Below are 25716 nucleotides of genomic sequence, written 5' to 3'. Positions count from 1 at the left end.
GTCCCCGTTGGAACTGGGCCCATTTGCTTGTCCAGACTGGTTAATCCGCTCGTTAATCCGCTAGCGTCGCGATCCGGGTCTCCGCTAGGTGACTCAGCAGATCTTCGGCGTTCTCGTACACTTGCGCGGCACCGGCATCCCTCAACTCCGACCGGGAGCTCCCGCCGCTGAGTACCCCGATGCAGGGCAACTTCGCGCGGGTACATGCCTCGGCATCCCAGATCGCGTCGCCGATGAAAACGGCGCGTTCCGCAGTGGCCTCGGCGCGTTCCAAGGCGATATGGATGATGTCGGGCTTGGGCTTCGCGGTATCCACGTCGCTGGCCGAGGTGACCGCTGCGACCAGTTCGTCGCTGTCGAGAACCTGCCGCAGCAAAGCCAATTCGTCCTCCGGCGCGGACGTGGCAAAAACGACCTTCAAGCCGAGGTCAGCCACTCGCTGCAGTAACTCGCGAGCGCCCGGCAATGGTCGCAGCAGCTGCGCAGCCTCTTTGTAGTACCGCGAATGCAGGTCTTTGAGTTCGGTCTGGGTGTCATCCGGTGCGTTGTCAGACAGCGATTTGACCAGCGTTGACCCGTCCATCCCGATCGAGCGGTGGACGCGCCAGGTTTCGACGTCGACGCCCGCTTCGGCGAAAGCCCGCTGCCAGGCATGAATGTGTAGATAATTCGAATCCACCAGGGTGCCGTCGATGTCGAACAGCACCGCGGCCGGTCGGTTCCCGGACATGTCGACTGAAGATCAGAAGAGCAGCGCGATGGCCACGAAATCAGCCAATAGCAAGGCCAATCCGACCACCGGGACGATCCACCCGTTGCGTCGAAGCGCGGTGAAGAACGAGGCGATGATCGTCAGCCCCGCGACTACGGGCGCCCCGTAGAACAGCACACCGTAGAGGAAACCACTCGGCCCTAGATCGGGGCACTGCGCGGCGCTGCACGCCGCCATGCTCATAGCCGCGGCGACCGCGAAAACCATGATCAACGCGGCGGCCGGCACCGTCAGCACCGCGAGCAGCCAGTTCACCAAACCGCGTCGTACCCGCCCCCGGTCGTTCTCGGGCTGCTGACCGACCGGCGGCTCCGTGCCCACCTCGGTGATTTCGTCACTGTGCAAGCTCATCAAGATCGACTACCCATGCTAGGGATGTGCAAACATGCCCGGGACCTCGGCGCCAGCGGTGCGCAAGTCATCGACAAAACGATCGAAATTCTGCTGGCGCTGGTCACTTCGGTCGCGCAGCAACGACGACGGGTGCACCGTGGCCATGACCACCGGCTCCGGTTTCAGGTCGAACTCCAGTGTCTCCGGCAACCGCAACGTCTCGCCACGGTGCGCGGTGACTCGAAAAGTGTTGCCCAGCAACGATTGCGCTGCGGTGGCACCGAGGCAAAGTATCACTTGCGGCTGGAGTGACTGAATCTCGGCAAGCAACCATGGCTGGCACGCCACAACCTCGATCCGGCCTGGCTTTTCGTGGATCCGTCGCTTGCCCACCTGCTTGAACTTGAAATGCTTGACGGCATTGGTCTGGTAGGTCAACGCCGGGTCGATCCCGGCCTCTTCCAGCGCGCGCATGAGCAGCCCGCCAGCCGGTCCCACGAACGGAAGTCCTTGCAAATCCTCACGATCCCCCGGTTGCTCACCCACCAACATCAGTGGCGCTTCCGGTTTCCCGTTTCCGAACACCGTCTGGGTGGCGTCTTCGAACAACGTGCAGCCGCGGCAATCACTGGCGGCATGCTTGAGCGAACTCAGCCCGCGATCTTCGGGCAGATATTGCTGCGCGCCCGGAACCTCAGCCTTGTCGTCGCTTTTAGGGCTTTTAAGCACGGCGATTGTATTTCTTGATGGCATCGACCAATTCGGACTTCGTCATTGTCGAGCGGCCGCGCACGTCGAGTCGGCGGGCAATGTGCAACAGATGTTTCTTGCTGGCGTTGGCATCGACACCCTCGTCCGACGGCAACGGGTTATTCAGGCCACCTCGTTCGGCACGCTTGTCCGATGGGCCCTTCTCCTCTTTGGCTTCCCAATGGTCGCCGACCTTTTCGTAGCTGTGCTTGACCGCCGCGTAGGCGACCCGATGCGCACGTTCCTCGCTGCCATATTGCTCGGCCGCCGCGTCGTGGGCCTTGGCGAATGTCCGCTGTGCCTTGGCGCTGGAACGCCGCAGTGTGCCGGGCAATTCGTCTTTCTTCGCCGCGCCACTTTTGGTCGTCTTGGGCATGAAACCACCTCGATCTCTTAGGAACTCGGAGGATCCTCGGCCGCCTGCTGGGCCATCGCGTATCCGAGTTGAAGGAAGTCGGCCCCGGCCAACGCGGTAAAGGTGCCCGCGATCAGGCGGGTGAACCTAGGTGCAAAGACCAGTCCGATCACGAACGCGGTTGCCACCCACATATCCAGACAGAACGGGCAGGTCAACAACTCCCCCAGACTGTGCCGCAGCTGGCTGTCGTGTCGCGCCTCTTCGTGCACCTCGGCAGGCCCTCCGGTACCCACGTACCGAGTAAACGGCGCGCGCAACGGGCTGGTCACAGCATCTTTGGTCAACGTGCGGGACAACTTGTGGGTACCGCACGTGACGATGAGAAGGTCCTGCAGGTGCCAGCGGGCCGGAAGTCGGCGGCCGGTGGCCAGGGCCAGCACCGTCGTAACCCCCAGCAGCACGCAGTACGTCGCAAGTACTACGACGTAGCCGAGCAGGGGTCGAGGGTTGTCGCCGCGGTACTCATCGGCTTCGCGCTGCGCACGGTCCGCCAAGTCGGTATCTATGTCACCCATTTGTCACTCCTTCAGGGCAATCACCCTGGGGCAGAACACGTTTAAGCCTCGTAGGCCGGATAAGCTTCAGCTTTGAGGGTGCGCGCCAGGTGTGCCGCATTCCGTGCCGCGGCCGCGGTTGTCGAGGCGGTCTGCTCGGGCACCTCATCTAGATCGTTGTAGTCCGTGGATTCCATCGCGGCGCCGTTCCAGTAGGTGCAACCCTGCGCTGGAATGCTGAAGCCGATGTCATTGAGCCCTTGGAAAACGTCGGCTACCACTTTGTGCGCGCCATCCTCGTTGCCGACCACACTCACAATGGCAACCTTGCCAACCATCACGGGAGTTCCGTTGTCGTCGGTGTTCGACAACTCGGCGTCGAGGCGTTCCAGCACGCGTTGAGTCACGCTGGACGGGTGCCCGAGCCATATCGGCGTGCTGATGAGCAGGATGTCGGCATCCAACACTTTGCGGCGGATGTCCGGCCAGTCATCACCGGCGCCCATGTCGTTCTCGACCCCCGCCGCGATGTTGTGGTCTACGCAGCGAATGAGCTCGCTCTTCACACCCCAGTTGCTCAGTTCGGCCACCACGTGCTCGGCCATCAGCGCGCTGCTCGAGGCGGCCGGACTGGGTTTGAGACTGCAGACCAGACCAACGGCATGCAGGGGCACTTGGGACTGATCGACCATGGCGGGTTCATACCCGGCATATCGCCCGCTAAACCGGGTACCCGCGGGTATGGACCATTCGCAGGCCCCGCTGCTGGATGCGCTGCTCGACTACCACAAAAAAGGCCGTTACGGCTTTACCCCGCCCGGGCACCGTCAGGGCGCCGGCGCCGATGAGCGGGTGCTGGCCGTCTTGGGTCGGGAGCCGTTCCGTGACGACGTGCTCGCCTCCGGCGGTCTTGACGACCGGCTGTCACGCGGCAAGTTTCTGGCACGCGCCGAAGAACTGATGGCGCACGCGGTGCACGCCGATAGCGCGTTCTTCTCCACCTGCGGTAGTTCGCTATCGGTGAAGGCGGCCATGCTGGCCGTCGCAGGCGGTGCCGACGGCGGCCTGCTTGTCGCCCGCGACAGCCACAAGTCCATCGTGGCCGGGGTCGATCTTCTCCGGCGTGCGGCCGCGCTGGATCACGCCGCGGTGGGACAGTGAGCGGCACTTCTCCCATCCGCCGTCGCCGCAGCAAGTGCGGGAGGCCTGGGAAAAGCACCCCGACGCCGCGGGTGCGCTCATCGTCAGCCCGAGCCCGTATGGCACGTGCGCGGATATCGAGGCCATTGCCGACGTCTGTCACGAGCGCAACAAACCGTTGATCCTCGACGAGGCCTGGGGCGCACACCTGCCCTTCCACGACGATCTGCCGACCTGGGCGATGGATGCGGGCGCGGACGTTTGCGTGGTCAGCGTGCACAAGATGGGAGCGGGCTTCGAACAGGTTTCGGTGTTCCACGTGCAGGGCGACTTGGTGGACAAAGAGCGGTTGTCCTCGTGTGCCGACCTGCTGATGACGACCAGTCCGAATGTCATGGTGTACGCGGCCCTGGACGGCTGGCGGCGCCAAATGGTCGAGCTGGGCCACGATCTGCTCTCCGCGGAACTCAAACTCGCCCGCGAGCTACCACTCGCCTTTCCGAGATCCCGGACCTGCAGATCTTGGAGGACGAGCTGCTGGGCGAGGAGGCGTCCTGTGACTTGGACATCACGCAAATCCTGATGGACGTCTCGGCGACCGGGACTTCCGGATACCAGGCCGCCGATTGGCTGCGCGAGAACTGCCATCTCGACCTGGGGCTGAGCGACCATCGCCGGGTATTGGCGACCATGTCCTTCGCCGACGACAAGCACACCGCGGACCGACTGGTCGACGCAATGACGCAGTGGCGCAAGGCCGCGGACAGCTTCGAGCGCCCGCCGACTATCGACCTGCCCACTCCTGACGAACTGCAACTCGAGACCGTGCAGCTGCCCCGCGATGCCTTCTTCGGGCGGACCGAATTGGTTCCCGCTGAGAAAGCCGCCGGTCGTATTTCGGCTGAGCAGATCACCCCGTATCCGCCTGGGATTCCCGCGGTTGTGCCGGGTGAGCGCTTGAACGAGGCCGTCATCGACTATCTGCGTTCCGGCGCCGAAGCGGGCATGACGCTACCCGATCCGGCCGACCCGAGCGCAAAGCAATTCCTGGTGGTCGCCTAACCTACTTCTTTGCGGTCGAAGACTTCGAGTTCTGCTCTGCACCAGCAGTTTTGGCAGTATCACGTAGCGTGCGATTGGCAGATTTCAGGGTGCTGTTAGCTGCCGACAGTTCGGCGTTGTCGTCCTCGAGACTGAGAATGCGGGCGATGCCGGCCAGATTGACACCCGCATCGACCAGGACGCTGATGCGTTGCAATCGGGCGATGTCGTCGGCGCTGTAACGTCGCGTCCCACCTTCACTACGAGCGGGTGTGAGCAGGCCATATCGCTCGTAGAGACGCAGCGTCTGCACCGCGACACCAGAGAGCTCAGCAGCTATCGAAATGCCGTACACGCCGTGATCGGATGCCGGCGTGCCTACATCGGAACGATCGGGCATCGAAAATCTCCTTGAGTATCGTTAGTAAACCTGTGTATCACACTTGCACTGCAGTGTCGACCGTGTTATATAAAACCTATGTCTGTTACGACAGATATTTCTAGCCCTGGACAATAGATTGGAGTAAAGAGGTGACTGCCATGCTGATGCGTACCGACCCGTTCCGCGAACTGGACCGTTTCGCCCAGCAAGTGCTCGGCACAGCTGCGCGACCCGCAGTGATGCCGATGGATGCGTGGCGCGAAGGGGAAGAATTCGTCGTCGAGTTCGACCTCCCCGGTATCGACGCCGGCTCGTTGGACATCGACATCGAACGCAACGTGGTGACCGTGCGCGCCGAACGACCGGCCGTCGACCCGGACCGAGAAATGCTGGCGTCGGAGCGGCCACGAGGTATCTTCAGTCGCCAACTGGTGCTCGGCGAAAACCTTGACACCGAGCGGATTTCGGCGTCCTACGACGAAGGCGTACTGCGACTGCGCGTGCCGGTGGCCGAAAAGGCCAAGCCGCGCAAGATATCCGTCGGCAGTAGTAAGCCACGCGAAGTCATCAACGCCTAGTGACGGCGAGCGGGCGGCGGCCGGACCTCCGCGCTGGGCCGCCGCCCGCTGCGCCGTTCTTTTGCGAATCGCAACGCCAGGAGGTCAGTTCCGCAATGGTGTGGGAACTCAACGGCCAGACGGCCGCAGTGGAAGAAGCACTGGCCGGCGGGATGCCGCAACGGGTCGGCTCGTTCCGCTTCTACTTCGACAACCAGCGGTGGGAGTGGTCTGAGCAGGTCCAGCAGATGCATGGCTACACGGCCGGCAGCGTCACCCCCACCACCGACCTGGTGCTCTCGCACAAGCACCCCGAAGACCGCGGTGAAGTCGCGGCCACCATCGACGACATTCTGCACACGCACCGGGCCTTCAGCACGCGGCATCGGATCATCGACACGGCTGGCGAGGTCCACCATGTGATCGTGGTGGGCGACAGGCTATTCGACGAGCACGGGTCGGTGGTCGGCACGCACGGGTTCTACGTCGACGTCTCGCCGCTGTCCGAGGAAGTGCCCCAAGACCTTGTCACCGCGAAACTGGCCGAGTTCGCCGAAAACCGTGCGGCCATCGAGCAGGCCAAGGGCATGCTGATGCTGATCTACGGTATCGACGGCGAGGCGGCCTTCAACCTGCTGAAGTGGCTGTCTCAGGAGTCCAACATAAAACTGCGCCGATTGGCCGAGCAGATCACCGATGATCTGCTCGGTGCCCGGCAAGCGATCGTGACGCAGTCAGAAGTCGATCACCTACTGCTGACCGCACATACCCGCGTCAACTGAGCATTACTCGGAGGCACCCTCGGTGCTGTCGAAGAACGACCACTGCCCGTCGTGGTTGACCTCCAGGCGCCAACCCAGCTCGGAATTGTCAGCGACCGAATCGACGAACCAGGCATGCGCGTCATCGGCGCTTTCGATCTCTTTGGTCGCAACGACTTCCCCGCGTGGGTCCAAAACTCTGAATTCAGCCATGGGACATGGGTTCCCCGGTCGCCGCTTTTCAATCTCCTATGCTGCTACCTTGGCACGCGCGACGATCAGCGGCATGCGCACCGAGTGCACCACCGCGTTGCTGACCGAACCCAACAGCGTGCCGGCCAGCGCACCCCGACCGTGACTGCCCACCACAACCAGCTGCGCCGACTCCGAATGCTCCACGATCTGGCGCGCCGGACGATCGCAAACGACCACGCGGGAGACCTTGACGTCCGGGTAGCGTTCCTGCCAGCCCGCTAGGCGCTCGGCGAGGGTGATCTCGGCCTCTGTCTTCACCGTCTCCCAGTCCAGTCCCGGCAGTTCGACGATGTCGCGGTCACTCCACGCGTGCAACGCGATCAGCTGCACACCGCGCCGTGAGGCTTCGTCGAACGCGATCGCGGTCGCGACCTCGGAAGCCGGTGAACCGTCGATGCCCAGCAGCACCGGGGCCCGCAACGGATGCGGCATCAACGGATCCTCGTCGTGGATGATGGCAACCGGACAATTCGCCTGCCGCACCACACTGGAACTGACCGAACCTAGCAACAGCCGCGCCAGTGCGCCCCGACCGGTCGCGCCTATCACCAAAAGCTCTGCTTGGCTTGACATTTCGACCATGGCCGGCACGGGCGTGGAGTACACCAGCTCGCTTTTGATGCTGAGCTTTCGGTCGGTGAGTACCGCGTCTTTCGCGATCTCGACCGAGTCGGCCACAACCTTGCGTCCGGCATCTTGCTGCCACACCGCCCATGTATCCGGGTACGGCATCGGCGGCCATGTCGCCACGTCGGCATTCACCACGTGGACGACGGTCAGTGGGAGCTGCCGCAGCTCCGCGCTCCGCGCCGCCCAGACCACGGCGGCATTGGATGCGGGCGAACCGTCCACCCCGACGAGCACACCCAGACTTTCCGTTGCGGCTGAGGACATTTCGTTATCCCTCCAGTTGGCTGGCGTGTCAGGCTGTGTGTGCCGCTAAGCGCGGACCACGATGACGGGGGTTTTCGTCGAATGAACTACAGCAGAACTGGTCGATCCCAGCAGCATGCCGGAGAAGCCACCGCGACCGCGGCTTCCGACAACCACCAACTGCGCCCGCTCTGCCTCTTGCAGCAGCCACTTCGTCGGGGTGTCACACACCAGCAACCGCTTCACGTTGACGTCCGGGTACTGCTCGTTCCAACCCGCCAGGCGTTCGGCGAGGACTTCGCCCGCCTCGCTCTCCCGCTCGCGCCAATCCATCCCGAGAACCGGGAAGATGCCGACGTCACTCCAGGCGTGCAGCGCGATCAGGCCGACGCCACGGCGGGAGGCCTCCTCGAACGCCCAAGCCGTCGCGGCTTCGGAGGCAGGCGATCCGTCGATGCCGACCAGCACGGGCCGCTGCGGATCAGGGACGGCTCCCTCGTCAGAACGGATTACCGCCACCGGGCAGTGGGCATGGTGAATGAGCGCCGAGCTGACCGAACCCAACAGTAGGCGGCCCACCGCACCGATGCCCTGGTTGCCGACGACGAGCAATTGGGCCCGCTGGGACGCCTCGATGAGAGCCGGTACTACGTTTTGGTAGCTGACTTCGATGCGCAACTCCGGCGGTTCGGATCCATCCAAGGCTTTCTCAACCACTGTGCGTGCCTGCGCAATGACGCTGTCCGCGTTGGTTTTCTGCCAATCGGGCATCTCGCTGTAGAGACGGCCCACCGGCCAGCCGACCACCACCGGTGCCACCGCATGCAGCAGGGTCAGGGGCACCCGGCGCAGCGCGGCGTCGCGGGTTGCCCAGGCTACGGCCGCGTCGGACTGCGCAGATCCGTCGACGGCGACCAGAACTCCGTATTTCGTTGCTTCACCCGACATTCCATGCTCCTCGCGTTGCGCATCCGATACTACGAGAAGTCACACCTGGTGGTGCAGGGTCTAAAGACCTGCTTTTGAATGTTCCGTTGCTACCGGCTCAATGCCTCGACGTGGTTGAGCAGCACCTTCAAGTCAAGCATCTGTTGCAGATACACCAGGCACGGCGGGCACTCGGCAAGGTGTCGGGAAACCACGGCCCCCCACTGCCGAGGGTCGGACTCGACCAGGTCGTCGACCAGCCGCACGAAGTCGACGCAATCGATCGGGGGCACCGTACTGTCGTGGACGATCATCGTTGATACCGCTTTTCCAATTGATTTCGCAGGTTTCCTCGCGCGCGGTACAACAGGGCGCGCTGCGCATCGGCCGTAAGTTCCAGGATTTCGGCCGCCTCTTCCGACGACGTGCCCACTAGATCGCGCAGGATGATGAGTTGCCGTTGGCGCACCGGCAGCGCTTCCACGGCCGCGCGTACGAACGCTACGAGTTCGCTTGCCACGGTTTGATCTTCGGGAAGAAACCGCCGCGACGGCGGCACGCTCCAGTGCCCGGCATCCGGGTGTCCCGGTGGGTGCATTCGACCTGCCAGCGGGTCGGCATCCTCATTTGCCAGCAGTTCGTGTTCGCGAATACGCGATTCGCGGCGCCGGTGCCGATGAGCGTTGTTCTTGACGATGCCGAACAGCCAGGTGGCGACCGACGCGCGTCCCTCGAACGACTCCGCGGACTTGAGCACCTGCACCCAGGCCTCTTGCACGGTCTCTTCGGCAACTGACCTCGAACTCACCATCGTGCGAGCGAAGTTCACCATCGGCCCGTGATAGTCGCGGACCAAGGTGGCTAGCGGAATCCCGCCGACCAGACGGTCGGGACCCACCCCTTCGGGCGATACCACCGCCGGAGTCATGTCAACTGCATTTGCCTAGTTCCCAACGTAATTGGGCCTCTGACGGCGACTGGACCGGGATGAATGCGGCCTCACGGTAGCGGCGGCTCGCGGGTGTCTTGCTCGCATACCCTTTGCCGCCGGCCGTGCGAACCTCCAAAGCCGCACTGGCACTGGCAATCTCGGCAGCCGCCAGGCGCAACGCCAGCAGCTCCTTCTTGCTCGGTGGTGTCTGCCTGCCGACCGCATCGGCCAGCTCGGCCAAGGTGGCCGCCGCCGCCTGGAGTCGGCGGGCGACGGTGTCGACCTCGGGGGCGAAAATTTCGTTCACCCCGGTGAGGCCGATCTCGGCCTGCCGGACCGCCGTGGTGGCCAGGCCGACGCACATCGCCGACTGCAGGACCAGGAAGGTGGGGCGAACAGCGCCGAGGAAACCCTCGAAATCGCCTGACAACACCTGCTCGGCCGGGACGAACACATCCGCCAGGTTCAGATACGACGACGCCGTGCTGTCCATCGCCAGCAACTTGAAGTGATCACCTACCGTGACGCCAGGGGTGCTCAGCGGCAGCGCCACTACCACCTTCTCACCTCGGTCAGTGCGCGCCGCGGTGATCAGCAACGAGTCCTCGTAGAGGTTGCTGGCCCACCGAATCGGTCCGCTGAGCCGGTAGCCACCCTCGCTTGTCGTCGCGGTGAGCTCAAGGCTGCCGCAACCCGCCAACTCTTTGAAAGCCGCGGCCATCCCGGTTACCCCCAGCGAACTGCCGGCCAGCAGCGGCCGAGCCGCCGCGAGGCTGAATGGCGTTGCGGCGGTGAGTAAGTACTCGATCGCCATCCGGTTCGCCCACACCGAAAACCCGGTGCTCATACACTCTCCGGAGATGAGCCTGATCACGTCGGCCATTCGAGGCAGTTCGCCGTCGGCGTTGCCGGGTGCACCCAGACCGAGCAGCCCGGCCGCACCAAGAGCGGCGAAACTGCGGCGTGCGGTGTCCTCGCCGCGGTCCAGGGCGCCGGCGTGCTCGCGCAGGTCCGCGAGCACCTCCGGATCCAGGATCGTCTCCGAAACCGTGCTAGTCACCCTGTCTGCCTAGCCGATCGACAGCGCTGAGTCGACAATTACGGGCCGCCTGAATGTATTTACCACGGGCGACCACGCGATGGCGTTGTCGTGAATCTCCTGCAGCGTCGCGTCGTCGGTGTCCCCAGCCAGGGTCACGTTGCAGCGGATGTCGGTGAAGCCAAGCACCTTGCCGTCCGGGGTGTCACCGACACCCCACACCGCGGAGATGTCGATGTCGCCCTCCATCTCCACCTCGATCTTCGTCAGGGTGACGCCGCGGTGCGTCGCGTTGGCCAGCAGTCCCACCGAGATGCACGAACCAAGAGCCGCCAGGCAAGTCTCCGACGGGTTGGGCGCGGAGTCGTCGCCCAGCAACGCGGGCGGCTCGCCCACCAGCATTGGCGCCAGGTCGCGCACATAGGTCATGTTGCGGAATCCGGACTCGCTGACCGTCTTGGCCTTCAGCGTCTTCTTGCCGGTGCTGGGGTCGGCCTTGGCGTTACACGACAGGCGGTCCAGCCCTGCAGCATCGATGACAAGCGCGTCGGTCATGGACGTTCCTCCTCATTCCAGGCGTAATGCACGGGTCAAAGGATTAGTGCCGGGCAGCGTCGGCAACGTGACGGTGAGCTATGTCACAGCGGGCTCGGTGACAAAGTCGATGAGTTCTTCAACCCGCCCGATCAACGCCGGCTCCAGGTCGTTCCAATCGCGGACCTGCGAACGAATTCGCTGCCACGCCTTGGCGATATCGGCCTGATCCGCGTGGGGCCAACCGAGTGCCTGGCACACGCCGTGCTTCCACTCGATGTGCCGCGGCACCGTCGGCCAGGCGTTCAGACCGAGCCGCCCGGGTTTAACGGCCTGCCAAATGTCCACGTAGGGATGACCCACGACCAAGGTGTGCGCGCCGCCCGGGCCGCGCCGCACCGCCTCGGCGATACGCGATTCCTTGGAACCGGCGACCAGGTGATCGACCAGGACGCCGAGCCGGCAGCCTGGCCCGGGCCGAAACTGCTCGACGATCCCCGCCAGGTCATCGACGCCACCGAGGTGCTCGACGACCACACCCTCGATTTTGAGATCCGCACCCCAAACCTGCGCGATCAACTCCGCGTCGTGCCGACCCTCGACGTAGATTCGGCTGGCACGGGCGACTCGGGCGCGTACACCGGCCACGGCGACGGACCCGGACGCGGTGCGGGTGGGGGCGGTGGGTGCCGATCGGCGCGGTGGGGTGAGAATCACGGGTTGCCCGTCGATCAGATAGCCGGGCCCAAGCGGAAATCCGCGGGTCTTGCCGTGCCGGTCTTCCAGGTAGACGCGACCGTATTCGACGCGCACGACCGCACCGACGTAGCCCGTCTGTGCATCCTCGACGACCATGCCGTTTTCGACGGGCTGCTCGACCGAGCGGGGCTTGCGCCGCGCTCCCCCGGCCAGGACATCGGTTCCATAGCGATCCATCACGCGAGCAATCGTTCTTGCCGAGCGTGCATTTCGCGACGGGACACGCCGCGGGAGTCTCGCCGGTTTCACTCTCGTGAGAGAGATCACGCGATTCGGGTGCCGTCCGTTGCGAAGAAGTGCAGGTGCCCGGGCTGTGGGTGTAACCGCACCCGGCTGCCTTTGCTCGGCGGGTCGTAGCCGTCGGTGCGTGCGATGACGGGCTTGCTGATCACCGTGTCGGAGCCGGTGATTCGGCCGTACAGGTAGGCATCAGCGCCCAACTCCTCGACCACGTCGACTTCCATTTCGATGCCTACGCTGCCCAGTTCGAAGTGCTCGGGGCGAACCCCGACGACGATTCGGTCTGCGGCGCCCGCGATTTCACGGGGCAGCCCGATAATCCAATCTCCGAGGGCCACAGCCGAATCGACGACCGGCACGGTGAACAGGTTCATTGCCGGCGACCCGATGAATCCCGCGACGAACACGTTAGAGGGACTGCGGTAAAGCTCACGTGGTGGGGCGCACTGTTGCAGCACACCGTCACACAGCACCGCGACCCGGTCACCCATTGTCATGGCCTCGACCTGATCGTGGGTGACGTAGACGGTGGTGGTGCCGAGTTGGCGTTGCAGTGCGGCAATCTGGTTGCGGGTTTGCACGCGTAGCTTGGCATCCAGATTGGACAACGGCTCGTCCATCAGAAATACCCGCGGACGACGCACGATCGCGCGCCCCATCGCCACCCGTTGCCGCTGCCCACCGGACAGGTCTTTGGGCTTGCGGTCCAAATACCTTTCCAGATCCAGCATTTGGGCCGCGACCAGCACCCGGTCGCGGATCTCGGACTTCGGGGTCTTGGCTACCTTCAACGCGAAGCCCATATTCTGGGCCACCGTCATGTGCGGGTAGAGCGCATAGTTTTGGAACACCATCGCGACGTCGCGTTCCTTGGGGTCGACGTTGGTGACGTCGCGCTCACCGATCCGGATGCGTCCGGAATCAAGGGTTTCCAGCCCGGCCACCATCCGCAACGACGTGGTCTTGCCGCATCCCGACGGTCCCACCAGGACGACGAATTCGCCGTCGTCGACCAGCAGATCCAAGCCGTCCAGCGCCGCTCGGTCGGTGCCGGGATAGCGGCGGGTGGCCTGCTCGAAACTCACCGACGCCACCGCTATCCGCCCAACCCCGTCACCGCGATACCGCGGACAAACGAACGCTGCGCGAAGGCATAGACGATCACCAGCGGCAGCAGAATCAGCATCGAGGTCGCCATCAACACCGGCCACCGAGCCACGTACTCCCCGCGCAGCCGGACCAGCCCGAGGGTCAAGGTGGCCAGGCTGCTGCGTTGAATCATCAACAGCGGCCACAGAAAGTCGTTCCATATGCTCACCCAGGTGAGCACCGCGAGCACCATCACCGCGGGACGGGCGTGCGGTAGCAGGATCCGCCAATAGATCTGCCACGGCGAACACCCGTCCAAAATTGCGGCCTCCTCGAGATCGGTCGGCAGGGTGCGGAAGAACTGTCGCATCAAGTAGGTGCCAAAAGCGCTGCCGAACAAGCCCGGAACGATCATCGCCCAGGGCGTGTCCACCCATCCCAATGCCCGCATCAGGATGAACTGCGGAATCACGGTCACCGTCAGCGGCACCATCAGCGTGCCCAGGTACAGCAGGAATAGGGTGTCGCGGCCGCGAAAGTCCAACCGCGCGAACGCGTAGCCGGCCAGTGAGCAGAAAAAGACCTGCCCTGCCGTCACGCACCCGGCGTACAGCACGGTGTTGAAGAACATCCGCCAGAACGGAATCAGTCCGAAAACCTCGGTGTAGTTCGACCATTGCGGGCTGGACGGCAACAAGTTCGGCTCGCTGACCTCCCCCTCCTTCTTCAGCGAACCAGACAACGCCCACAGGATGGGAAACAGTGCGCACCAAGCGATCACGGCCAAGGCTGCGTAGGAGAAAGCGGCGCGAACCACCGTGCGCCTAGCCGAGACCACGGGAAGCCTCCCAACTGCGGCGCCGGGAGATCCGCAACTGCAGCACCGTCAACACCAGCAGGATGGCGAACATCACCCACGCCAGCGCGGACGCGTAACCGAATTCCAAGAAGGAGAACGCGTGCTGGAACAGCATGATGCCCAGGACGTAAGTCGCGGATTCGGGCCCGCCGTTGGCTCCGTTAAGCACGTAAACCAGGTCGAACGCTTGGAAGGCGTGGATGATCGAGATAACCACCACGAACGACATCGCCCCGCGGATCAACGGCACCGTGATCGAAGCGAACTGCCGAATCTCGCCCGCGCCGTCGATTTTGGCAGCCTCATAGACCGTTTCCGGAATGCCCTGCATGGCGGCCAGCAGAATCACGGTGGCGAACGGCACGCTGCGCCAGACGCTGACCATGCACAGCGAGAACATCGCCCAGTGCGGTTCGACCAGCCACGGTATGGGGTCGATCCCGACCCAGCCCAGCATGATGTTCAACAGCCCGTTGTCGGTGTTCAAAACGAACTGCCACACCACCGCCATCACGACCGAAGAAATGGCCAGCGGCAAAAAGACGATGGTTCGAAAGACATCGATTCCCTTGACTTTTCGGTTCAAGAAACCGGCAACGACCAAGCTGATCAGCACGGTGGGCAACACGGTACCCACCGTGTAGATCACGGTGTTTCGCAAGGCGATCAAAAACAGCGGGTCAGAGCTGAACAGGTGGGTGAAGTTGGACCACCCGACAAATTCGGCCGGGGTGAACATGTCCCACTTCTGGAAGCTCATGTAGAGCGAGAAGCCGAGCGGAAAGAGCATGAACAGCACGACGGCCGCCAGGTTCGGTGCCACGAAAAGCCGGCCGGACCACGCGCGTCGCCGCGACGGACGGGTGGCGGTCATGGGTTACCCAACACCTCGTCGACGGCGCGCGACAGTCCGCTCAATGACGTAGCCGGCCGCGAACCGCGCAGCACGGGGCCGAAGTTGCGGTCCATCAGCGCGACAACCTTCTCCCAGGCCGGAGTGATCGGCAGGCCCTCGGAGACGATCGGCCCATCAGTCAGTATGGCGACGTTGCCGATCCTGCGGTGGGCCTGGGCGAATCCGTCCGAATTGAGCGCGGACTTCAGCACCGGGACGAACAGGCGGGATTGTGCGATCAGGGCCTGCCCGACCGGGCCGGTGGCGAATTTGACGAACTCCCAAGCCTGCTCCTTTCGCTTGCTGGTCGAGGCGATAGCCAGACCGGTAACTCCAATGTTCGAGCAGGCGAACCGCCCGCGCGGTCCCAGCGGCAGTGGGGCGACGTCGAAGTCCAGTCCTTCGGCGCGGTCGAAGGTCTGATAGCGCCAATGGCCGCCCAGTGCCATCGCCGCTTTTCCCACCGAGAACAGGTCAGCGTTGGACATCGACTGTTGGTCGGAGTCGCTGGGTGACACCTTGTGCTTGTTGATCAGGTCGGCATAGAACTGCACCGCTTCGACGAACGCGTCGTCGTCAAAGTTCAGATGGCGCGGGTTGGTCCGCGGAGCCGACCAACGCACGCCGTTGTTCATCGCAAATAACCCGGCCGAGTAGAACGAGACCCACGCGTTGACGAAACCCCACTGGGCGACCCGGCCCGATGCCTCGCGTTTAGTGAGAGCCTTTGCGGCAGAGAGGAATTCGGCGAAGCTCCAGGTTTGCTGCCAGGTGCCCGGTGGCAGGGGCACACCGGCGGCCTCGAACAGCGCCTTGTTGTAGTACAGGTAATTCCCCGACCACTGCTCGGGGAATGCGTATTGGCCGCTGCCGCGGGAGCCTGGGTAGTTGAAGGTCCGGTACAGCGGGTCGATGCTGTCGGTGTTGAGCTGGGCAGCGAACTGCGGTTCGCGTGCCAGCATGGTGTTGAGGTCCAACAGCACGCCGCGGTCGGCTAGTTCGGCGTAGGTGAACTCCCAGGTCATCAGGACATCCGGACACTTGCCGCCCGCGCAGAACGTCGACAATTGCTGCATGACACCGGGTCCGGACAGCAGCGCGCGCACCTTGATGTCGGGGTTCCGGCGTTGGAATTCGTTGACCACCCGCATCCGCGGCCGGATTTCGTCGGGGTTCGCCGCGAAGAAGAACGTCAACGCGTCGTCATCGGAACCGCACCCGGCGGCCCACGGCGCCAGCGCGATCGCGCCTGCGCCGCGCAACAGGCTGCGCCGGCCGAACGGCTTGTCAAGCCGGGAAATACCGGACGGCATCGATCTTGTTGCCGCGCAACGCCACGTCGGCGAACAGGATGCCGCGCCCGTGATCGGAGCAGACCGACGCCACGACGGTGGAACCCGCGCCAATCACCTTGGGCCACTTGGCACCGCTGAGTTGCCGGCCGAGTTCGGCGACGTCAAGCGGGTCGCTGTCACCCAAAGTCAAACGGGCACTGGATGACAACGGTTGCGCGGCGGCGCTCTGGTCGCCTCGGGCGACCGCTTGCAGGAAAGTGTCGAGCAGCTTCTTGTGACGCGCACCGGCCCGCCGGAAGCCGGTCATGAAGCCGACGGTCCCGCGCGGCCCCTGATTGCCCAGCAACCCCTTGGCCAGCCCCACCCCTGGCTTCAGCGCTCGCGGCCCGGTCTTCAAGAATTGCAGCATCATCGCCGGCAACTCCCAATATGCGCGAAGGTGCGCAACCTTCCACTCCCCGTCGACCCGTCGGAGGTCATAGCGCAGGAAGGCCGGTATGAACATGGTGACCCCCGGGCCCATTCCCACCTCGAGTTCGAGGTCGCGCAAGACGGACTCCCCGTTGACCACATCCAGATCCCGGTGGAACTTGATGTCGCGCGGACCAATGAAGGTGTCGTAGAAGCGATAGATCTGGTCATGCCCGACGTGCGGGCTCGCGCCGACGGGATCCTCGACGCGGCCGTCGGTGGTGAAAACCCGCACCCAGGCGTCGCGGTCATGCACGGAGACCGCTTGCGGCGAGCGCTCCACGGCGCCCAGCAGGTCGTCACGGTTCGATGTCGTCATGGCAGGCTTCCGATCAATTCGATTCGGGCAGTGTGCATTTCGGTGAGAGCTTGACTGACCGACTCCGCGGATACGCCGGCGGTCAGATCCAACAACACCCTGGTCTTCAGCCCGGCGCGGGCGGCGTCCTGCGCGGTGTGACGCACACAGTGATCGGTCGCCAAACCCACCACATCGACCTCGTCGACGTCGCGCTGCCGTAGCCAGTCCAACAACGAGGTGCCTTTCTCGTCGACCCCGTCGAAGCCGCTGTATCCGGCCGCATAGGCCCCCTTGCGGAATACGGCCTCGACCTTGCTGGTGTCGAGGCTGCTTTCGAACTCGGCCCCGCGACTTCCCGCGCGGCAATGCGGCGGCCACGACGTGCGGTAGTCGGGGACATCGGAGAAATGCTCGCCGGGATCGATATGAAAGTCCTTGGTGGCCACGATGTGGTGATAACCGCGGTCGCCGGCGAGATGATCGTTGAGTGCCCGGACAACGGCGTGCCCGCCAGGGACGGGCAACGCACCGCCCTCACAGAAGTCTTTCTGCACGTCGACGACGATCAACGCTCGCACGCGGTACACACTATCGCCGAACTGGCGAGCATCTCGCGGTTTGTCTGCTGGCGGACCGGGGAACACAGCCGCCATGTTGATCCGCAGAATCGCCCGACCCATGTTGTCCGCCGTTTTCATCGGCCAAGGAGTGGACGCGCTGCTCAACCCGAAACCGGCGGCCGCGGCCGCGCAGCCGACCGTGAGCGGCCTGCAGGCATTGCCCGACTCGGTGAGCAGCAACATTCCCGCGGATGCCGAGACGTTCGCTCAGATCAACGCGGCCGTCCAGATCGGCGGTGGTGTGCTGCTCGCCGCGGGCCGCCTGCCCCGGCTGGCCTCGGCCGCGCTGGCCCTGACTGTGATCCCTGGCAACCTTGGCACGCATATGTTTTGGAATGAAACCGACCCCGAGCGCAAGGCCGAGAAGCGACGCGCGTTCTTGGCCGACGTGAGTTTGTTGGGCGGGCTGATCATCGCCTCGGCCGACACAGCGGGCAAGCCGTCGCTGGGCTGGCGAGGCCGGCGCGCCGCCGAACGGCTCTCGGACAAGGTCTCCGGTGCGCTGCCGGGTTCCAGTGATTCGTTGCTGGACTCCGATTTGGGTGAGCGCATCGTGCATGGTCTGCAGACCGGTGCCGAGCGCAGTCGCGAGCTGGCCAGCACGGCCGCCGAAAAGAGCGCACCCTACGCCGAGGCCGCGCTGGAACGCGGTCGCGAGCTGGCCAACACCGCCGCCGAAAAGAGCGCACCCTACGCCGAGGCCGCGCTGGAACGCGGTCGTGAACTGGCCAACACCGCGGCTGAAAAGAGCGCGCCGTACGCGAAGAAGGCCCGCAAGCGCGGCGAAGAGCTAGCCAGTACGGCGGCGGATAAAGGGGCGCCGTATGCCAAGGCCGCGCGCAAGCGGGGCAAGAAGCTGGCCGATACCGCGCAGGCCCGCAGCGTCGAGCTTGCCGAGACGGCGCGCGAGCGCGGCAGCGTGCTGGCCGATCGCGCCGCGGCACGCAGCAGCGAGCTCGCCGATCGGGCGGCGGCCCGCGGCAGCGAACTGGCCTATACGGCGCGCGACCGGTTTGACGACCAGCTCGGTGACCTCACCAGTCATCGCAAGCGCTGGCTGCGCTAGCCAGAAACGCCTCGACAATCGCTTCGACCTGCTGGTTGTCCTGCAGATCGACCACAACGCCGGGCTCGTCGGCGCCGAGTGCTTCCAGCGCGTCGAACTGCGACCTCAGCAGTGCCGGGGACATGAAGTGACCCGTCCGCGCGCTCATTCGGTGCTCGATCAGTTCCGGGGTGCCGTGCAGATGCAGAAACTGGATGTCCGCGCAGTGCGCACGTAACTGGTCCCGGTAGCGCCGTTTGAGTGCCGAGCAACTCATCACACCGCCGTCACTGTGATCGGACAGCCATTGCGCAACTCGCTGCAACCATGGGTACCGATCGTCGTCGTCGAGCGGGTGGCCGCCGGCCATCTTGTCGATGTTGGTCTGCGGGTGCAGGTTGTCGGCATCTTCGAACGGCACACCCAACCGCTGCGCCAGAGCGGCACCTACGGTGGATTTGCCCGACCCCGATACGCCCATCACCACGACGGGCGAGGTGCGCCGGGTCACTGCTCGTATTCGGCCTGGCTGCGGTTCCACTCCATCCAACCCACGCCGCGGCGCCCGTCAGTCGTGGCGACGTCGACCCAAGCTCGCGGAAAGTGGCTCACCCGCCCGTCCGGGCCGATCAGCCGGACCGGCGCGTGCGCGCGGATTTCAACGTTCGCGGTGATCCCGGCGGGCTGCAGCTCCAACGCCTGGTCTTGGGGTAATCCGTTGGCAGCGAAGGCTTCCCGAATGCCAACCGTGGCGAGCTCGGTGACGGCGCCGGCGCGGTCCTGGGCGTAGCCGGTGCTGATCGGTGGTGTGTTCGGAATCTGTATCCGCACGCCGTGCAGGTGGGTGCCGTCCTCGAGGTGCAGTGCGCTCCACATCCAGTCCATGCTCCACCAGTCCCGCACTCCCCACGAATGGTCACGCTGGCCAGGTACCGAAGCAATCTCATAACGGGCGTGCTTGACGGTGACGGTGCCCGACACGGTGCACGGAATCTCGTATCGGGTGGTTAGCCGGTACTGGTACGGGGCGCCGTCAGTTGTCCACACGAGGTTCATCGCCAACTCGACCGGCTCCCCCGGTTCCCCGCGCAGCAATGCCGAAGGGTCCTGGTACGACTGGCCTTGGGCTCGCAGGTCGACACGGTAGGTCTGCAGCGGTGCGCTGGCCGAGTGTTCGAGGTTGACGGTTTCGGTCAGCACCGTCCAGGCGTCCTGCGGCAGCGGCACCTGGCAGTCGACGGCCACGGTTGCCTCGTCGGGTCCGCACACCAGGGCATGAACCCATGCCGTCTGCGTATTCGGAATCAGCCCGAGGCGGAACCAGCCACCCAAACCTTCTGTCGCGTCGACGAAGTCGGCATACCAGCTTTCACTCCACAGCGGTTCGTCGGTGGCGGGGTGGGCGTGCTCGTCCTCGGGCGAGGGTCGCAGCGGCTCCGGCGCTGCCGCGTCGGGCAGAAGCGACAATGCGTCGGTATCCAGTACATGGGCGCACTGCCGCTCCAGCATCGTCATGAACAAACGGTCGCCGCGTTCGGTGCGCTCGACGAGCATCGACGACACGATCGCCATCGTCACACCGAAAAAGCTCTGTTGGCGCACACCTTCGCGGACGTCGGCCAAGCTGACGGGTGGCTGCTGCCCGAGCGCTTCGTAGTAGGCCTGCAGCAGTCCGTCGTACTGGGCGCGACGATCCGCCGCCGGCAACGCGCAGCCCAGGAAGTAGGCCAGATCGGTGAAAGCCGGTCCCCAGGAAACGGTTTGCCAGTCCACCACGGTGAGCGCCCGGTTCGCCCCCGCCGCTCCGAACAGCAGGTTGTCCAGTCGGTAGTCCCCGTGCACCAGGCCCTGGATGCCGCCGCTGGCGGCCTGCTGAGCCAGGTATCCGTCGAATGCCTCTACCAGTCGGTCGCACACGGTGCGATGCGCCGGCGCAATCCGGTCGCCGTAGCGCTCGATGAATCCGGCATACAGCGGGGCGACCATCGCTTGACTGAGCGGCGACTCCCGGTTGAGCCAAGGCGCGTCGGCCAGCGTCGCGTCACCGAGCAGCGGGCCGTGCAGCCGGCCCAGCTCGGTGACACCGAGGTAGGCCTGTTCGGTTGTGGCACCGGCGATTTCATCTCCGACCGTGGCCGGACTTGCGTCGTCGAGCAACAAATCGAACACTCCGGTGGAGATGTCGATCGCCGCGTGATAACACGGCGCGATCGCTCCGGCCAGGCGTGGCGCGATGCCGTGGTAGAAGCGCACTTCGCGCTCGTAGAGCCCCAGTGCCAGCCCGGTCTGCCGACTGACCGGATCGGTGGCGGCCACCTTCAACACCACCGACGCCGGACGGCGAACGTTTGGATCGGCATCGGCATAGGTGAGTCCGATGCGGTAGCACTCGCTCATCTGGCCGGTGCCGATGCGGTCGACGGTGAATCCGGAGACGGTCCCGGCGCGCACGGTGGCCGTCAACCACTCGGGGGTGAGGTCGCCGGGTCGCTCGATGGCCTGATCGGTGTTGGCGGGCATGAACCTCAGCGTGCCAGGTCACTGCGCCAGAGAGAAACCATCCCAGGCTAACCGGCGGTGTTGGTGCGGATCGAACTCGATGCGCGACTTGCGGTCGAAGACCATCACCGCACGATCGTTGTGCGTATAGACCGGCCAATCGTCTCCCGGCACGCCGGTGCGACTGAAGGACCGCCAACGTCGTTGCACGTTGTTGCTGACCCGCAGGGCGGGACCCCGGTCGGCCGCGGCGGTGAGTAACGCGCCGAACCGGGTGCGATAGATGTCGAAGACCGCGAACAACTCGGTGGCATGGGTGGCACCGAAGCCCGACCAGCGCAGCGCCCGCGGCGCGTAGTCATACCGGTAGAGGTAGGTGGGTGCGTGGACGCCGTGGGCCTCGGCGATCTCCCAGGCCGCCGAACTGAATGCGAAGTCACCGCCGAGCTGGATGCAGGCCTCCGGCTTCGGGTACTTCGGGTAAGCGTCGGTAATCCGTTGCCGCGCAGCGGGTTCCAGTTCGGCCAGCAATTCCTCGACCATGGCCTGGTTGGTGGGCAGCATGCCCAGAAAACGGGTGAACAGGCGTCCCTCTTCGGCATTGGTACCGACGATCAGCGGCACCCGATGCGCCTGACCGGACCGCATTGCCGTTACCGGATCGATCGGCACCACGTCGTCACCGAAGACCGGCCCGATCGGGAAGGCGCCCAGGCGCTTCTGCATGCCCTGATCGATCAGCCGGTGCTGCGTGTCGATCAGTTGCGCGGCCGATGCCCGCATCACCGCGTTCGCCGCATCCTGGCTGCGTGCGCCGAGCAGGTGGGCGAACCGGCTGGCGAACTCGGCGGCGACCTCTTGGGGCCGGGTCATGCCGGCCGCCGGACTCTCCGATATCGCTCGGTGGAACAGACCCTGGGCAGCGGGCACCGCCAGCAGCGTGGCGGTGATGTGCGCTCCGGCGCTTTCGCCGAAGATGGTGACGCTGTCGGGGTCGCCACCGAAATTGGCGATGTTGTCCTTGACCCATTGCAGCGCCAACACCAGGTCACGCAGGTAGAGATTGCTGTCGATGGTGACGTCCTGCGTCGATAGCGAAGACAGGTCCAGACACCCCAGCGCGCCCAGCCGGTAGTTGACCGACACATACACGCAGCCGCGCCGGGCCAGTGCCGCGCCGTCATAGATCGGGGTGGCCGAACTGCCCAGGATGTACCCGCCGCCGTGGATAAAGACCATCACCGGCAGCGGTTCGTCGAAGCCGGCCTCGGGCGTGACCACGTTGAGGGTCAGACAGTCCTCGCTCATCGGCTGGTAGCGGCCGACGCCGAGCATGGTGTAGCGGCGCTGCTGAGGCGCGCAGTTGGCGAAACCGTGACAATGCCGCACCCCGGACCACGGTTGCGCGGGTTGCGGCGCACGGTATCGCAGCGGCCCTACCGGTGGCCGGGCGTACGGGATCGCCCGCCAGCGGTTCACGCCGTCGCGGATGAACCCTTCGACGGTACCGGCGGTGGTGCGGGCGCGGACGATGCGCTCATGCATATTTCGACGTTAGCGGACTCGCCACTGGCACGGCGCGCGCAGCGCCCGAATCCGCTGGGTCGGGGCTAGCCTGACGGGATGCGAATCTTCGCGGTGGTCGCCGGTGCGTTGCTGGTTGCCGCGTGTTCGCACACCGGCGGCGGCCCGGCGCCGAGCCGCACCAGCACCTCCACCCAGGCCGCCCCAGTGACGACGCCTGCGGTGGCCGCCGCGCCGACCTCTGGGACGGCAATTGCGGGCGTCATCGCCTGGATCGAGGCGGGCCATCCGGCCGATCCGGCGCGCTATCAGCTCGACGACAATGTCGCTTTCAGCGCCCCGGGCGGCAAGGCGAAGTGCACTACCGATGCCAAGCACACCGCCGGATTGCTGTCCTGCCTGGTCGACTTGACCAGTCCCCCGCCCCAACCGGAAACCGCCTACGGCGAATGGAAGGGCGGTTGGGTCGACTTCGACGGGGTCAACCTGCAAGTGGGAGCGGCCCGCGCTGATCCGGGACCGTTTCTCGCGGGCACCGGTGCCGCGCTGGTCGACGGAGACTCGTTGTCGTTCGGCGACTACCGCTGCCGCGGCGAGCAGGCCGGTGTGGTCTGCGTGAACTATGCCCACCAATCGGCCACCCGAATCAGCGCCGCGGGCGTCGAGCCGTACGGGTGCCTTCGCTCAGTGCCACCGCCCGACGGCGTCGGTATCGCCTTCCGCTGCTCCTGAGCCGTTACCAGGTGACCAGTAGCTCTTTCATGCCGTAGATGTCAGCATCCTTGAACTTCAACTCCTGCGGCGGCACAGCCACTTTCAAGCTCGGCAGCCTGCGGGCCAGCGCGGCGAACGCTACCTGCATTTCGACGCACGCCAGGTTCGCCCCGATACATTGGTGCACACCGTATCCGAAACCCAGGTGGCCGCGGTTGTTCCGATCGGCGTCGAAATCCTCTGGCTGCTCGACAAATTCGGCGTCCCAGTTCCCAGCGGGCAGGTTCATCACCACGTAGTCGCCGGCGCGGATCAACTGGCCACCCAGCACGAAATCCTCGGTCGCCACCCGATCCACCTGACTGTGCACGATGGACAGATAGCGCATCAACTCTTCGACGATGCCGGCGATGACGGCACGATCTTCGGTTTCGCCGAGGCGCTGGAAAACATTCGGATGTTCCAGCAGCGCAACGGTTCCCAGCGAGATCATGTTGGCCGTCGTTTCGTGTCCGGCCTGCATCATGATCACACTCGTCATAGCGGCCGTCTCGCGGTTCATCTGACCGGTCGCCACATGGTCGATCACCAGGCGGCTGATCAGATCGTCGCCCGGTTCGAGTTCCTTGCGGTCCACCAGTTCCTGGATGTAGACGTACATCGCCATGAAGGCCTGCGACTTCTCCTCGTCGGTTGATCTGGTGTCCAACCCGACGGTGGTGTGGTGCTGGAATAGCTCGAGATCCTCGGGCGGGACTCCCAACAACAGCGCGATCACCAGCGACGGCACCGGCAGCGCGAAATCACGGACGATGTCGGCGGGCGGCCCGTTGCTGATCATCGCGCCCAGATAGTGGTCCACCAGGCCCTGAATCTGCGGCCGCATCGCCTCGGTGCGCCGGAACGTGAAGTTAGCGGTCAGCATCCGTCGTAGCCGATGGTGCTCGGGATCGTCGACCCGGGCGAACATCACCGGTGTGTTCTCGGTGGTCTGGGGTTTCAAGAAGTCGGGAATGGTGTCCGCAGACAGCCGCGGATCGACCAGCGCAGCCCTGATGTCGGTATAGCGGCTTACCACCCAGGCGGGTTGCCCGTGGTAGATCGCCTGCTTCAGTCCGGGCTCGGCCCGCCAGCGCACGAATTCGGCCGGGGGCGCCAGCGGACACTGCGCGGCCCGCGGCACCGGGATGGTCGGCAGGTCTGGTTCGGAGCGGACTTCGGAAGTTGTTGACATGACCGGTCTTTCCGATAAGTGTCACATGGCTGCCAGTTGTACGAGCCTAGGACTGCGCCTTACTGGCAGTCAACTGTCAGTTACGCTGTGCTGGTGATCGCCGTCGAAGACCGACCGCCACTGCGCGCCGATGCGGCACGCAACGTCGATCGCATCCTGCGCGCCGCGCGGGAGGTCTACGGGGACGTCGGCGCGGACGCCCCGATTGAGGCGGTGGCCCGTCGCGCCGGGGTCGGGGAACGCACGCTCTATCGCCGGTTTCCGACGAAGGGCGAATTGGTCAGAGCGGCACTGGATCAGAGCATCGCCGAGAACCTCACCCCGGTGATCGATGCGGCCGTCGGCCGCACCGACCCACTGCACGGCATCACCGAATTGCTCCATGCGGCAATCGAACTCGGTGCCCGCGAGCGCAGCCTGTTGACCGCCGCGCATCGGGCCGGATCGTTGACTCCGGATGTCTCCGATGCGCTAGATGAGGCGCTTCGCGGCCTGGTCCGGCGCGGCCAGCAGGCCGGTCGGGTGCGCGCCGATCTGGTCGCCGACGATCTGCCACGCCTGATCGCGATGCTGTACAGCGTGTTGTCGACGATGGATTCGGGCAGCGATGGTTGGCGACGGTACGTCGCACTCACCATCGATGCGATCTCCACCGACGGGCACCAACCGCTACCTCCGGCACCGGCATTCTGCTACGAGTCAGCGCCAAATAGCTGGCCGCTCTGAGGGTTTCGCGCGTCACCCACTGCTGCCGTTGCTGCCGAACAGCAACCCGCCTCCACCACCGGATCCGCCCGACCCGTCCAATCCGGGAGGAACGCCCGGCGCACCATCCCCGCCGGCGCCGCCATTGCCGCCGTCGCCGATAAGGGTGGTCGATCCGCCCGCACCGCCTGACGTGGCAGTTGCGCCACGCTGACCGCCAGCGCCGCAGCCCCAATCAGCAGCAGCGACCACACCGGTA

Annotated in this window: 29 protein-coding genes and 3 pseudogenes; 6 read left to right on the top strand and 26 right to left on the bottom strand. The window is 64.8% G+C overall.

Annotation, left to right across the window (positions count from 1 at the left end; genetic code table 11):
• Window positions 1-52 precede the first annotated feature (52 nt).
• The 6 genes from A5634_RS13880 to A5634_RS13855 are packed head-to-tail and all read right to left on the bottom strand — an operon-like array spanning window position 53 to window position 3459.
• Window positions 53-730, bottom strand: a complete 678-nt coding sequence (locus tag A5634_RS13880; RefSeq protein ID WP_065144619.1) for an HAD family hydrolase — start codon at window positions 728-730, stop codon at window positions 53-55.
• A 12-nt stretch (window positions 731-742) separates the two neighbouring features.
• The gene (locus A5634_RS13875; protein ID WP_065144618.1) at window positions 743-1123 is read right to left on the bottom strand and encodes a hypothetical protein; all 381 of its coding nucleotides are present in this window, start codon (window positions 1121-1123) and stop codon (window positions 743-745) included.
• 18 nt (window positions 1124-1141) lie between these two features.
• Window positions 1142-1834 (bottom strand): UdgX family uracil-DNA binding protein, encoded by a 693-nt coding sequence (locus A5634_RS13870; RefSeq protein WP_253861613.1) that lies wholly within the window; start codon window positions 1832-1834, stop codon window positions 1142-1144.
• Window positions 1827-2231 (bottom strand): ChaB family protein, encoded by a 405-nt coding sequence (locus A5634_RS13865; protein WP_065144616.1) that lies wholly within the window; start codon window positions 2229-2231, stop codon window positions 1827-1829. Before A5634_RS13865 ends, A5634_RS13870 begins: the two co-directional genes overlap by 8 nt.
• A gap of 17 nt (window positions 2232-2248) precedes the next feature.
• Entirely contained in the window at window positions 2249-2788 is a 540-nt protein-coding gene (locus A5634_RS13860; RefSeq protein ID WP_065144615.1) for a DUF1360 domain-containing protein, read from the bottom strand.
• 41 nt (window positions 2789-2829) lie between these two features.
• Complete coding sequence (locus A5634_RS13855; RefSeq protein ID WP_065144614.1) at window positions 2830-3459, bottom strand: flavodoxin family protein; 630 nt, start codon at window positions 3457-3459, stop codon at window positions 2830-2832.
• Between the two features lie 49 nt (window positions 3460-3508).
• On the opposite strand from A5634_RS13855, the pseudogene A5634_RS13850 reads away from it, so the two are divergent.
• Window positions 3509-4969: pseudogene (locus A5634_RS13850) on the top strand (aminotransferase class I/II-fold pyridoxal phosphate-dependent enzyme).
• Window position 4970: 1 nt separating this feature from the next.
• On the opposite strand, the gene A5634_RS13845 reads toward A5634_RS13850, so the two are convergent.
• Window positions 4971-5348, bottom strand: a complete 378-nt coding sequence (locus A5634_RS13845; protein ID WP_065144613.1) for a MerR family transcriptional regulator — start codon at window positions 5346-5348, stop codon at window positions 4971-4973.
• 140 nt (window positions 5349-5488) lie between these two features.
• Here A5634_RS13845 and A5634_RS13840 point away from each other — a divergent pair, with 140 nt between their 5' ends.
• Window positions 5489-5908: an Hsp20/alpha crystallin family protein gene (locus A5634_RS13840; protein WP_065144612.1), complete on the top strand. Its 420-nt coding sequence runs from the start codon at window positions 5489-5491 to the stop codon at window positions 5906-5908.
• Between the two features lie 95 nt (window positions 5909-6003).
• On the top strand, window positions 6004-6669 hold the full coding sequence (locus tag A5634_RS13835; RefSeq protein WP_065144623.1) for a PAS and ANTAR domain-containing protein: 666 nt from the start codon (window positions 6004-6006) through the stop codon (window positions 6667-6669).
• 3 nt (window positions 6670-6672) lie between these two features.
• Here A5634_RS13835 and A5634_RS13830 read toward each other — a convergent pair whose 3' ends face one another.
• The 14 genes and pseudogenes from A5634_RS13830 to A5634_RS13765 all read right to left on the bottom strand — a co-directional run bounded on the left by A5634_RS13830 (window position 6673) and on the right by A5634_RS13765 (window position 17694).
• The gene (locus tag A5634_RS13830) at window positions 6673-6861 is read right to left on the bottom strand and encodes a hypothetical protein (protein ID WP_065144611.1); all 189 of its coding nucleotides are present in this window, start codon (window positions 6859-6861) and stop codon (window positions 6673-6675) included.
• Between the two features lie 36 nt (window positions 6862-6897).
• Complete coding sequence (locus A5634_RS13825; protein WP_065144610.1) at window positions 6898-7797, bottom strand: universal stress protein; 900 nt, start codon at window positions 7795-7797, stop codon at window positions 6898-6900.
• A 45-nt stretch (window positions 7798-7842) separates the two neighbouring features.
• A complete protein-coding gene (locus A5634_RS13820) occupies window positions 7843-8724 on the bottom strand; it encodes a universal stress protein (RefSeq protein WP_065144609.1) in 882 nt (293 codons plus the stop codon).
• 107 nt (window positions 8725-8831) lie between these two features.
• Window positions 8832-9017 (bottom strand): annotated as a pseudogene (locus A5634_RS13815) (hypothetical protein); the annotation flags it as partial.
• Window positions 9014-9631 carry an RNA polymerase sigma factor gene (locus A5634_RS13810; RefSeq protein ID WP_065144608.1) on the bottom strand — a complete coding sequence of 206 codons (618 nt, stop codon included), beginning with the start codon at window positions 9629-9631 and terminating at the stop codon, window positions 9014-9016. The pseudogene A5634_RS13815 and the gene A5634_RS13810, both read right to left, overlap by 4 nt.
• Before the next feature lies 1 nt (window position 9632).
• On the bottom strand, window positions 9633-10694 hold the full coding sequence (locus A5634_RS13805; protein WP_065144607.1) for an acyl-CoA dehydrogenase: 1062 nt from the start codon (window positions 10692-10694) through the stop codon (window positions 9633-9635).
• Window positions 10695-10703: 9 nt separating this feature from the next.
• Window positions 10704-11228 carry an OsmC family protein gene (locus A5634_RS13800; protein WP_065144606.1) on the bottom strand — a complete coding sequence of 175 codons (525 nt, stop codon included), beginning with the start codon at window positions 11226-11228 and terminating at the stop codon, window positions 10704-10706.
• A 78-nt stretch (window positions 11229-11306) separates the two neighbouring features.
• Window positions 11307-12146 (bottom strand): DUF3097 domain-containing protein, encoded by an 840-nt coding sequence (locus tag A5634_RS13795; protein WP_065144605.1) that lies wholly within the window; start codon window positions 12144-12146, stop codon window positions 11307-11309.
• 83 nt (window positions 12147-12229) lie between these two features.
• Window positions 12230-13300: an ABC transporter ATP-binding protein gene (locus A5634_RS13790; protein ID WP_065144604.1), complete on the bottom strand. Its 1071-nt coding sequence runs from the start codon at window positions 13298-13300 to the stop codon at window positions 12230-12232.
• A 2-nt stretch (window positions 13301-13302) separates the two neighbouring features.
• The gene (locus A5634_RS13785) at window positions 13303-14133 is read right to left on the bottom strand and encodes a carbohydrate ABC transporter permease (protein WP_065144603.1); all 831 of its coding nucleotides are present in this window, start codon (window positions 14131-14133) and stop codon (window positions 13303-13305) included.
• Window positions 14120-15028 carry a carbohydrate ABC transporter permease gene (locus A5634_RS13780; RefSeq protein ID WP_065144602.1) on the bottom strand — a complete coding sequence of 303 codons (909 nt, stop codon included), beginning with the start codon at window positions 15026-15028 and terminating at the stop codon, window positions 14120-14122. Before A5634_RS13780 ends, A5634_RS13785 begins: the two co-directional genes overlap by 14 nt.
• Window positions 15025-16362 carry an ABC transporter substrate-binding protein gene (locus A5634_RS13775; RefSeq protein WP_065144601.1) on the bottom strand — a complete coding sequence of 446 codons (1338 nt, stop codon included), beginning with the start codon at window positions 16360-16362 and terminating at the stop codon, window positions 15025-15027. Before A5634_RS13775 ends, A5634_RS13780 begins: the two co-directional genes overlap by 4 nt.
• Window positions 16337-17134, bottom strand: a complete 798-nt coding sequence (locus A5634_RS13770; RefSeq protein ID WP_065144600.1) for a nuclear transport factor 2 family protein — start codon at window positions 17132-17134, stop codon at window positions 16337-16339. The genes A5634_RS13775 and A5634_RS13770 overlap by 26 nt, the downstream gene beginning before the upstream one ends.
• A complete protein-coding gene (locus tag A5634_RS13765) occupies window positions 17131-17694 on the bottom strand; it encodes an isochorismatase family protein (RefSeq protein ID WP_065144622.1) in 564 nt (187 codons plus the stop codon). The genes A5634_RS13770 and A5634_RS13765 overlap by 4 nt, the downstream gene beginning before the upstream one ends.
• Window positions 17695-17767: 73 nt before the next feature.
• Here A5634_RS13765 and A5634_RS13760 point away from each other — a divergent pair, with 73 nt between their 5' ends.
• Complete coding sequence (locus A5634_RS13760; RefSeq protein WP_065144599.1) at window positions 17768-18802, top strand: DoxX family protein; 1035 nt, start codon at window positions 17768-17770, stop codon at window positions 18800-18802.
• Here the strand turns inward: A5634_RS13760 and A5634_RS13755 are convergent.
• Genes A5634_RS13755 through A5634_RS13745 form a run of 3 tightly spaced genes read right to left on the bottom strand, consistent with a single transcriptional unit; the run spans window position 18771 to window position 22825 of the window.
• Window positions 18771-19262 (bottom strand): gluconokinase, encoded by a 492-nt coding sequence (locus A5634_RS13755; RefSeq protein ID WP_065144621.1) that lies wholly within the window; start codon window positions 19260-19262, stop codon window positions 18771-18773. The two genes, A5634_RS13760 and A5634_RS13755, sit on opposite strands and share 32 nt — an antisense overlap.
• Before the next feature lie 26 nt (window positions 19263-19288).
• A complete protein-coding gene (locus A5634_RS13750) occupies window positions 19289-21301 on the bottom strand; it encodes a DUF7064 domain-containing protein (protein ID WP_065144598.1) in 2013 nt (670 codons plus the stop codon).
• Window positions 21302-21319: 18 nt separating this feature from the next.
• Entirely contained in the window at window positions 21320-22825 is a 1506-nt protein-coding gene (locus tag A5634_RS13745) for a carboxylesterase/lipase family protein (protein ID WP_065144597.1), read from the bottom strand.
• A 78-nt stretch (window positions 22826-22903) separates the two neighbouring features.
• Here A5634_RS13745 and A5634_RS13740 point away from each other — a divergent pair, with 78 nt between their 5' ends.
• On the top strand, window positions 22904-23536 hold the full coding sequence (locus tag A5634_RS13740; protein WP_065144596.1) for a hypothetical protein: 633 nt from the start codon (window positions 22904-22906) through the stop codon (window positions 23534-23536).
• 4 nt (window positions 23537-23540) lie between these two features.
• On the opposite strand, the gene A5634_RS13735 is transcribed toward A5634_RS13740, so the two are convergent.
• A complete protein-coding gene (locus A5634_RS13735) occupies window positions 23541-24752 on the bottom strand; it encodes a cytochrome P450 (protein WP_065144595.1) in 1212 nt (403 codons plus the stop codon).
• A 93-nt stretch (window positions 24753-24845) separates the two neighbouring features.
• Here A5634_RS13735 and A5634_RS13730 point away from each other — a divergent pair, with 93 nt between their 5' ends.
• A complete protein-coding gene (locus A5634_RS13730) occupies window positions 24846-25478 on the top strand; it encodes a TetR/AcrR family transcriptional regulator (RefSeq protein ID WP_065144620.1) in 633 nt (210 codons plus the stop codon).
• A 12-nt stretch (window positions 25479-25490) separates the two neighbouring features.
• On the opposite strand, the pseudogene A5634_RS28670 reads toward A5634_RS13730, so the two are convergent.
• Window positions 25491-25716: pseudogene (locus A5634_RS28670) on the bottom strand (PE family protein); the annotation flags it as partial.

The organism is Mycobacterium asiaticum (assembly GCF_001673365.1).
Lineage (GTDB): Bacteria > Actinomycetota > Actinomycetes > Mycobacteriales > Mycobacteriaceae > Mycobacterium > Mycobacterium asiaticum_A.
The sequence above is the reverse complement of the archived record's forward strand: the minus strand, read 5'-3'. Positions and strand labels throughout refer to the sequence as shown.

Coding starts and splice junctions, on each gene's coding strand:
- A5634_RS13880 (WP_065144619.1), bottom strand. CDS start 730: ATGTCCGGGAACCGACCGGCCGCGGTGCTGTTCGACATCGACGGCACC.
- A5634_RS13875 (WP_065144618.1), bottom strand. CDS start 1,123: ATGAGCTTGCACAGTGACGAAATCACCGAGGTGGGCACGGAGCCGCCG.
- A5634_RS13865 (WP_065144616.1), bottom strand. CDS start 2,231: ATGCCCAAGACGACCAAAAGTGGCGCGGCGAAGAAAGACGAATTGCCC.
- A5634_RS13860 (WP_065144615.1), bottom strand. CDS start 2,788: ATGGGTGACATAGATACCGACTTGGCGGACCGTGCGCAGCGCGAAGCC.
- A5634_RS13855 (WP_065144614.1), bottom strand. CDS start 3,459: ATGGTCGATCAGTCCCAAGTGCCCCTGCATGCCGTTGGTCTGGTCTGC.
- A5634_RS13845 (WP_065144613.1), bottom strand. CDS start 5,348: ATGCCCGATCGTTCCGATGTAGGCACGCCGGCATCCGATCACGGCGTG.
- A5634_RS13840 (WP_065144612.1), top strand. CDS start 5,489: ATGCTGATGCGTACCGACCCGTTCCGCGAACTGGACCGTTTCGCCCAG.
- A5634_RS13835 (WP_065144623.1), top strand. CDS start 6,004: ATGGTGTGGGAACTCAACGGCCAGACGGCCGCAGTGGAAGAAGCACTG.
- A5634_RS13830 (WP_065144611.1), bottom strand. CDS start 6,861: ATGGCTGAATTCAGAGTTTTGGACCCACGCGGGGAAGTCGTTGCGACC.
- A5634_RS13825 (WP_065144610.1), bottom strand. CDS start 7,797: ATGTCCTCAGCCGCAACGGAAAGTCTGGGTGTGCTCGTCGGGGTGGAC.
- A5634_RS13820 (WP_065144609.1), bottom strand. CDS start 8,724: ATGTCGGGTGAAGCAACGAAATACGGAGTTCTGGTCGCCGTCGACGGA.
- A5634_RS13810 (WP_065144608.1), bottom strand. CDS start 9,631: ATGACTCCGGCGGTGGTATCGCCCGAAGGGGTGGGTCCCGACCGTCTG.
- A5634_RS13800 (WP_065144606.1), bottom strand. CDS start 11,228: ATGACCGACGCGCTTGTCATCGATGCTGCAGGGCTGGACCGCCTGTCG.
- A5634_RS13780 (WP_065144602.1), bottom strand. CDS start 15,028: ATGACCGCCACCCGTCCGTCGCGGCGACGCGCGTGGTCCGGCCGGCTT.
- A5634_RS13775 (WP_065144601.1), bottom strand. CDS start 16,362: ATGCCGTCCGGTATTTCCCGGCTTGACAAGCCGTTCGGCCGGCGCAGC.
- A5634_RS13770 (WP_065144600.1), bottom strand. CDS start 17,134: ATGACGACATCGAACCGTGACGACCTGCTGGGCGCCGTGGAGCGCTCG.
- A5634_RS13760 (WP_065144599.1), top strand. CDS start 17,768: ATGTTGATCCGCAGAATCGCCCGACCCATGTTGTCCGCCGTTTTCATC.
- A5634_RS13755 (WP_065144621.1), bottom strand. CDS start 19,262: ATGGGCGTATCGGGGTCGGGCAAATCCACCGTAGGTGCCGCTCTGGCG.
- A5634_RS13750 (WP_065144598.1), bottom strand. CDS start 21,301: ATGCCCGCCAACACCGATCAGGCCATCGAGCGACCCGGCGACCTCACC.
- A5634_RS13745 (WP_065144597.1), bottom strand. CDS start 22,825: ATGCATGAGCGCATCGTCCGCGCCCGCACCACCGCCGGTACCGTCGAA.
- A5634_RS13740 (WP_065144596.1), top strand. CDS start 22,904: ATGCGAATCTTCGCGGTGGTCGCCGGTGCGTTGCTGGTTGCCGCGTGT.
- A5634_RS13735 (WP_065144595.1), bottom strand. CDS start 24,752: ATGTCAACAACTTCCGAAGTCCGCTCCGAACCAGACCTGCCGACCATC.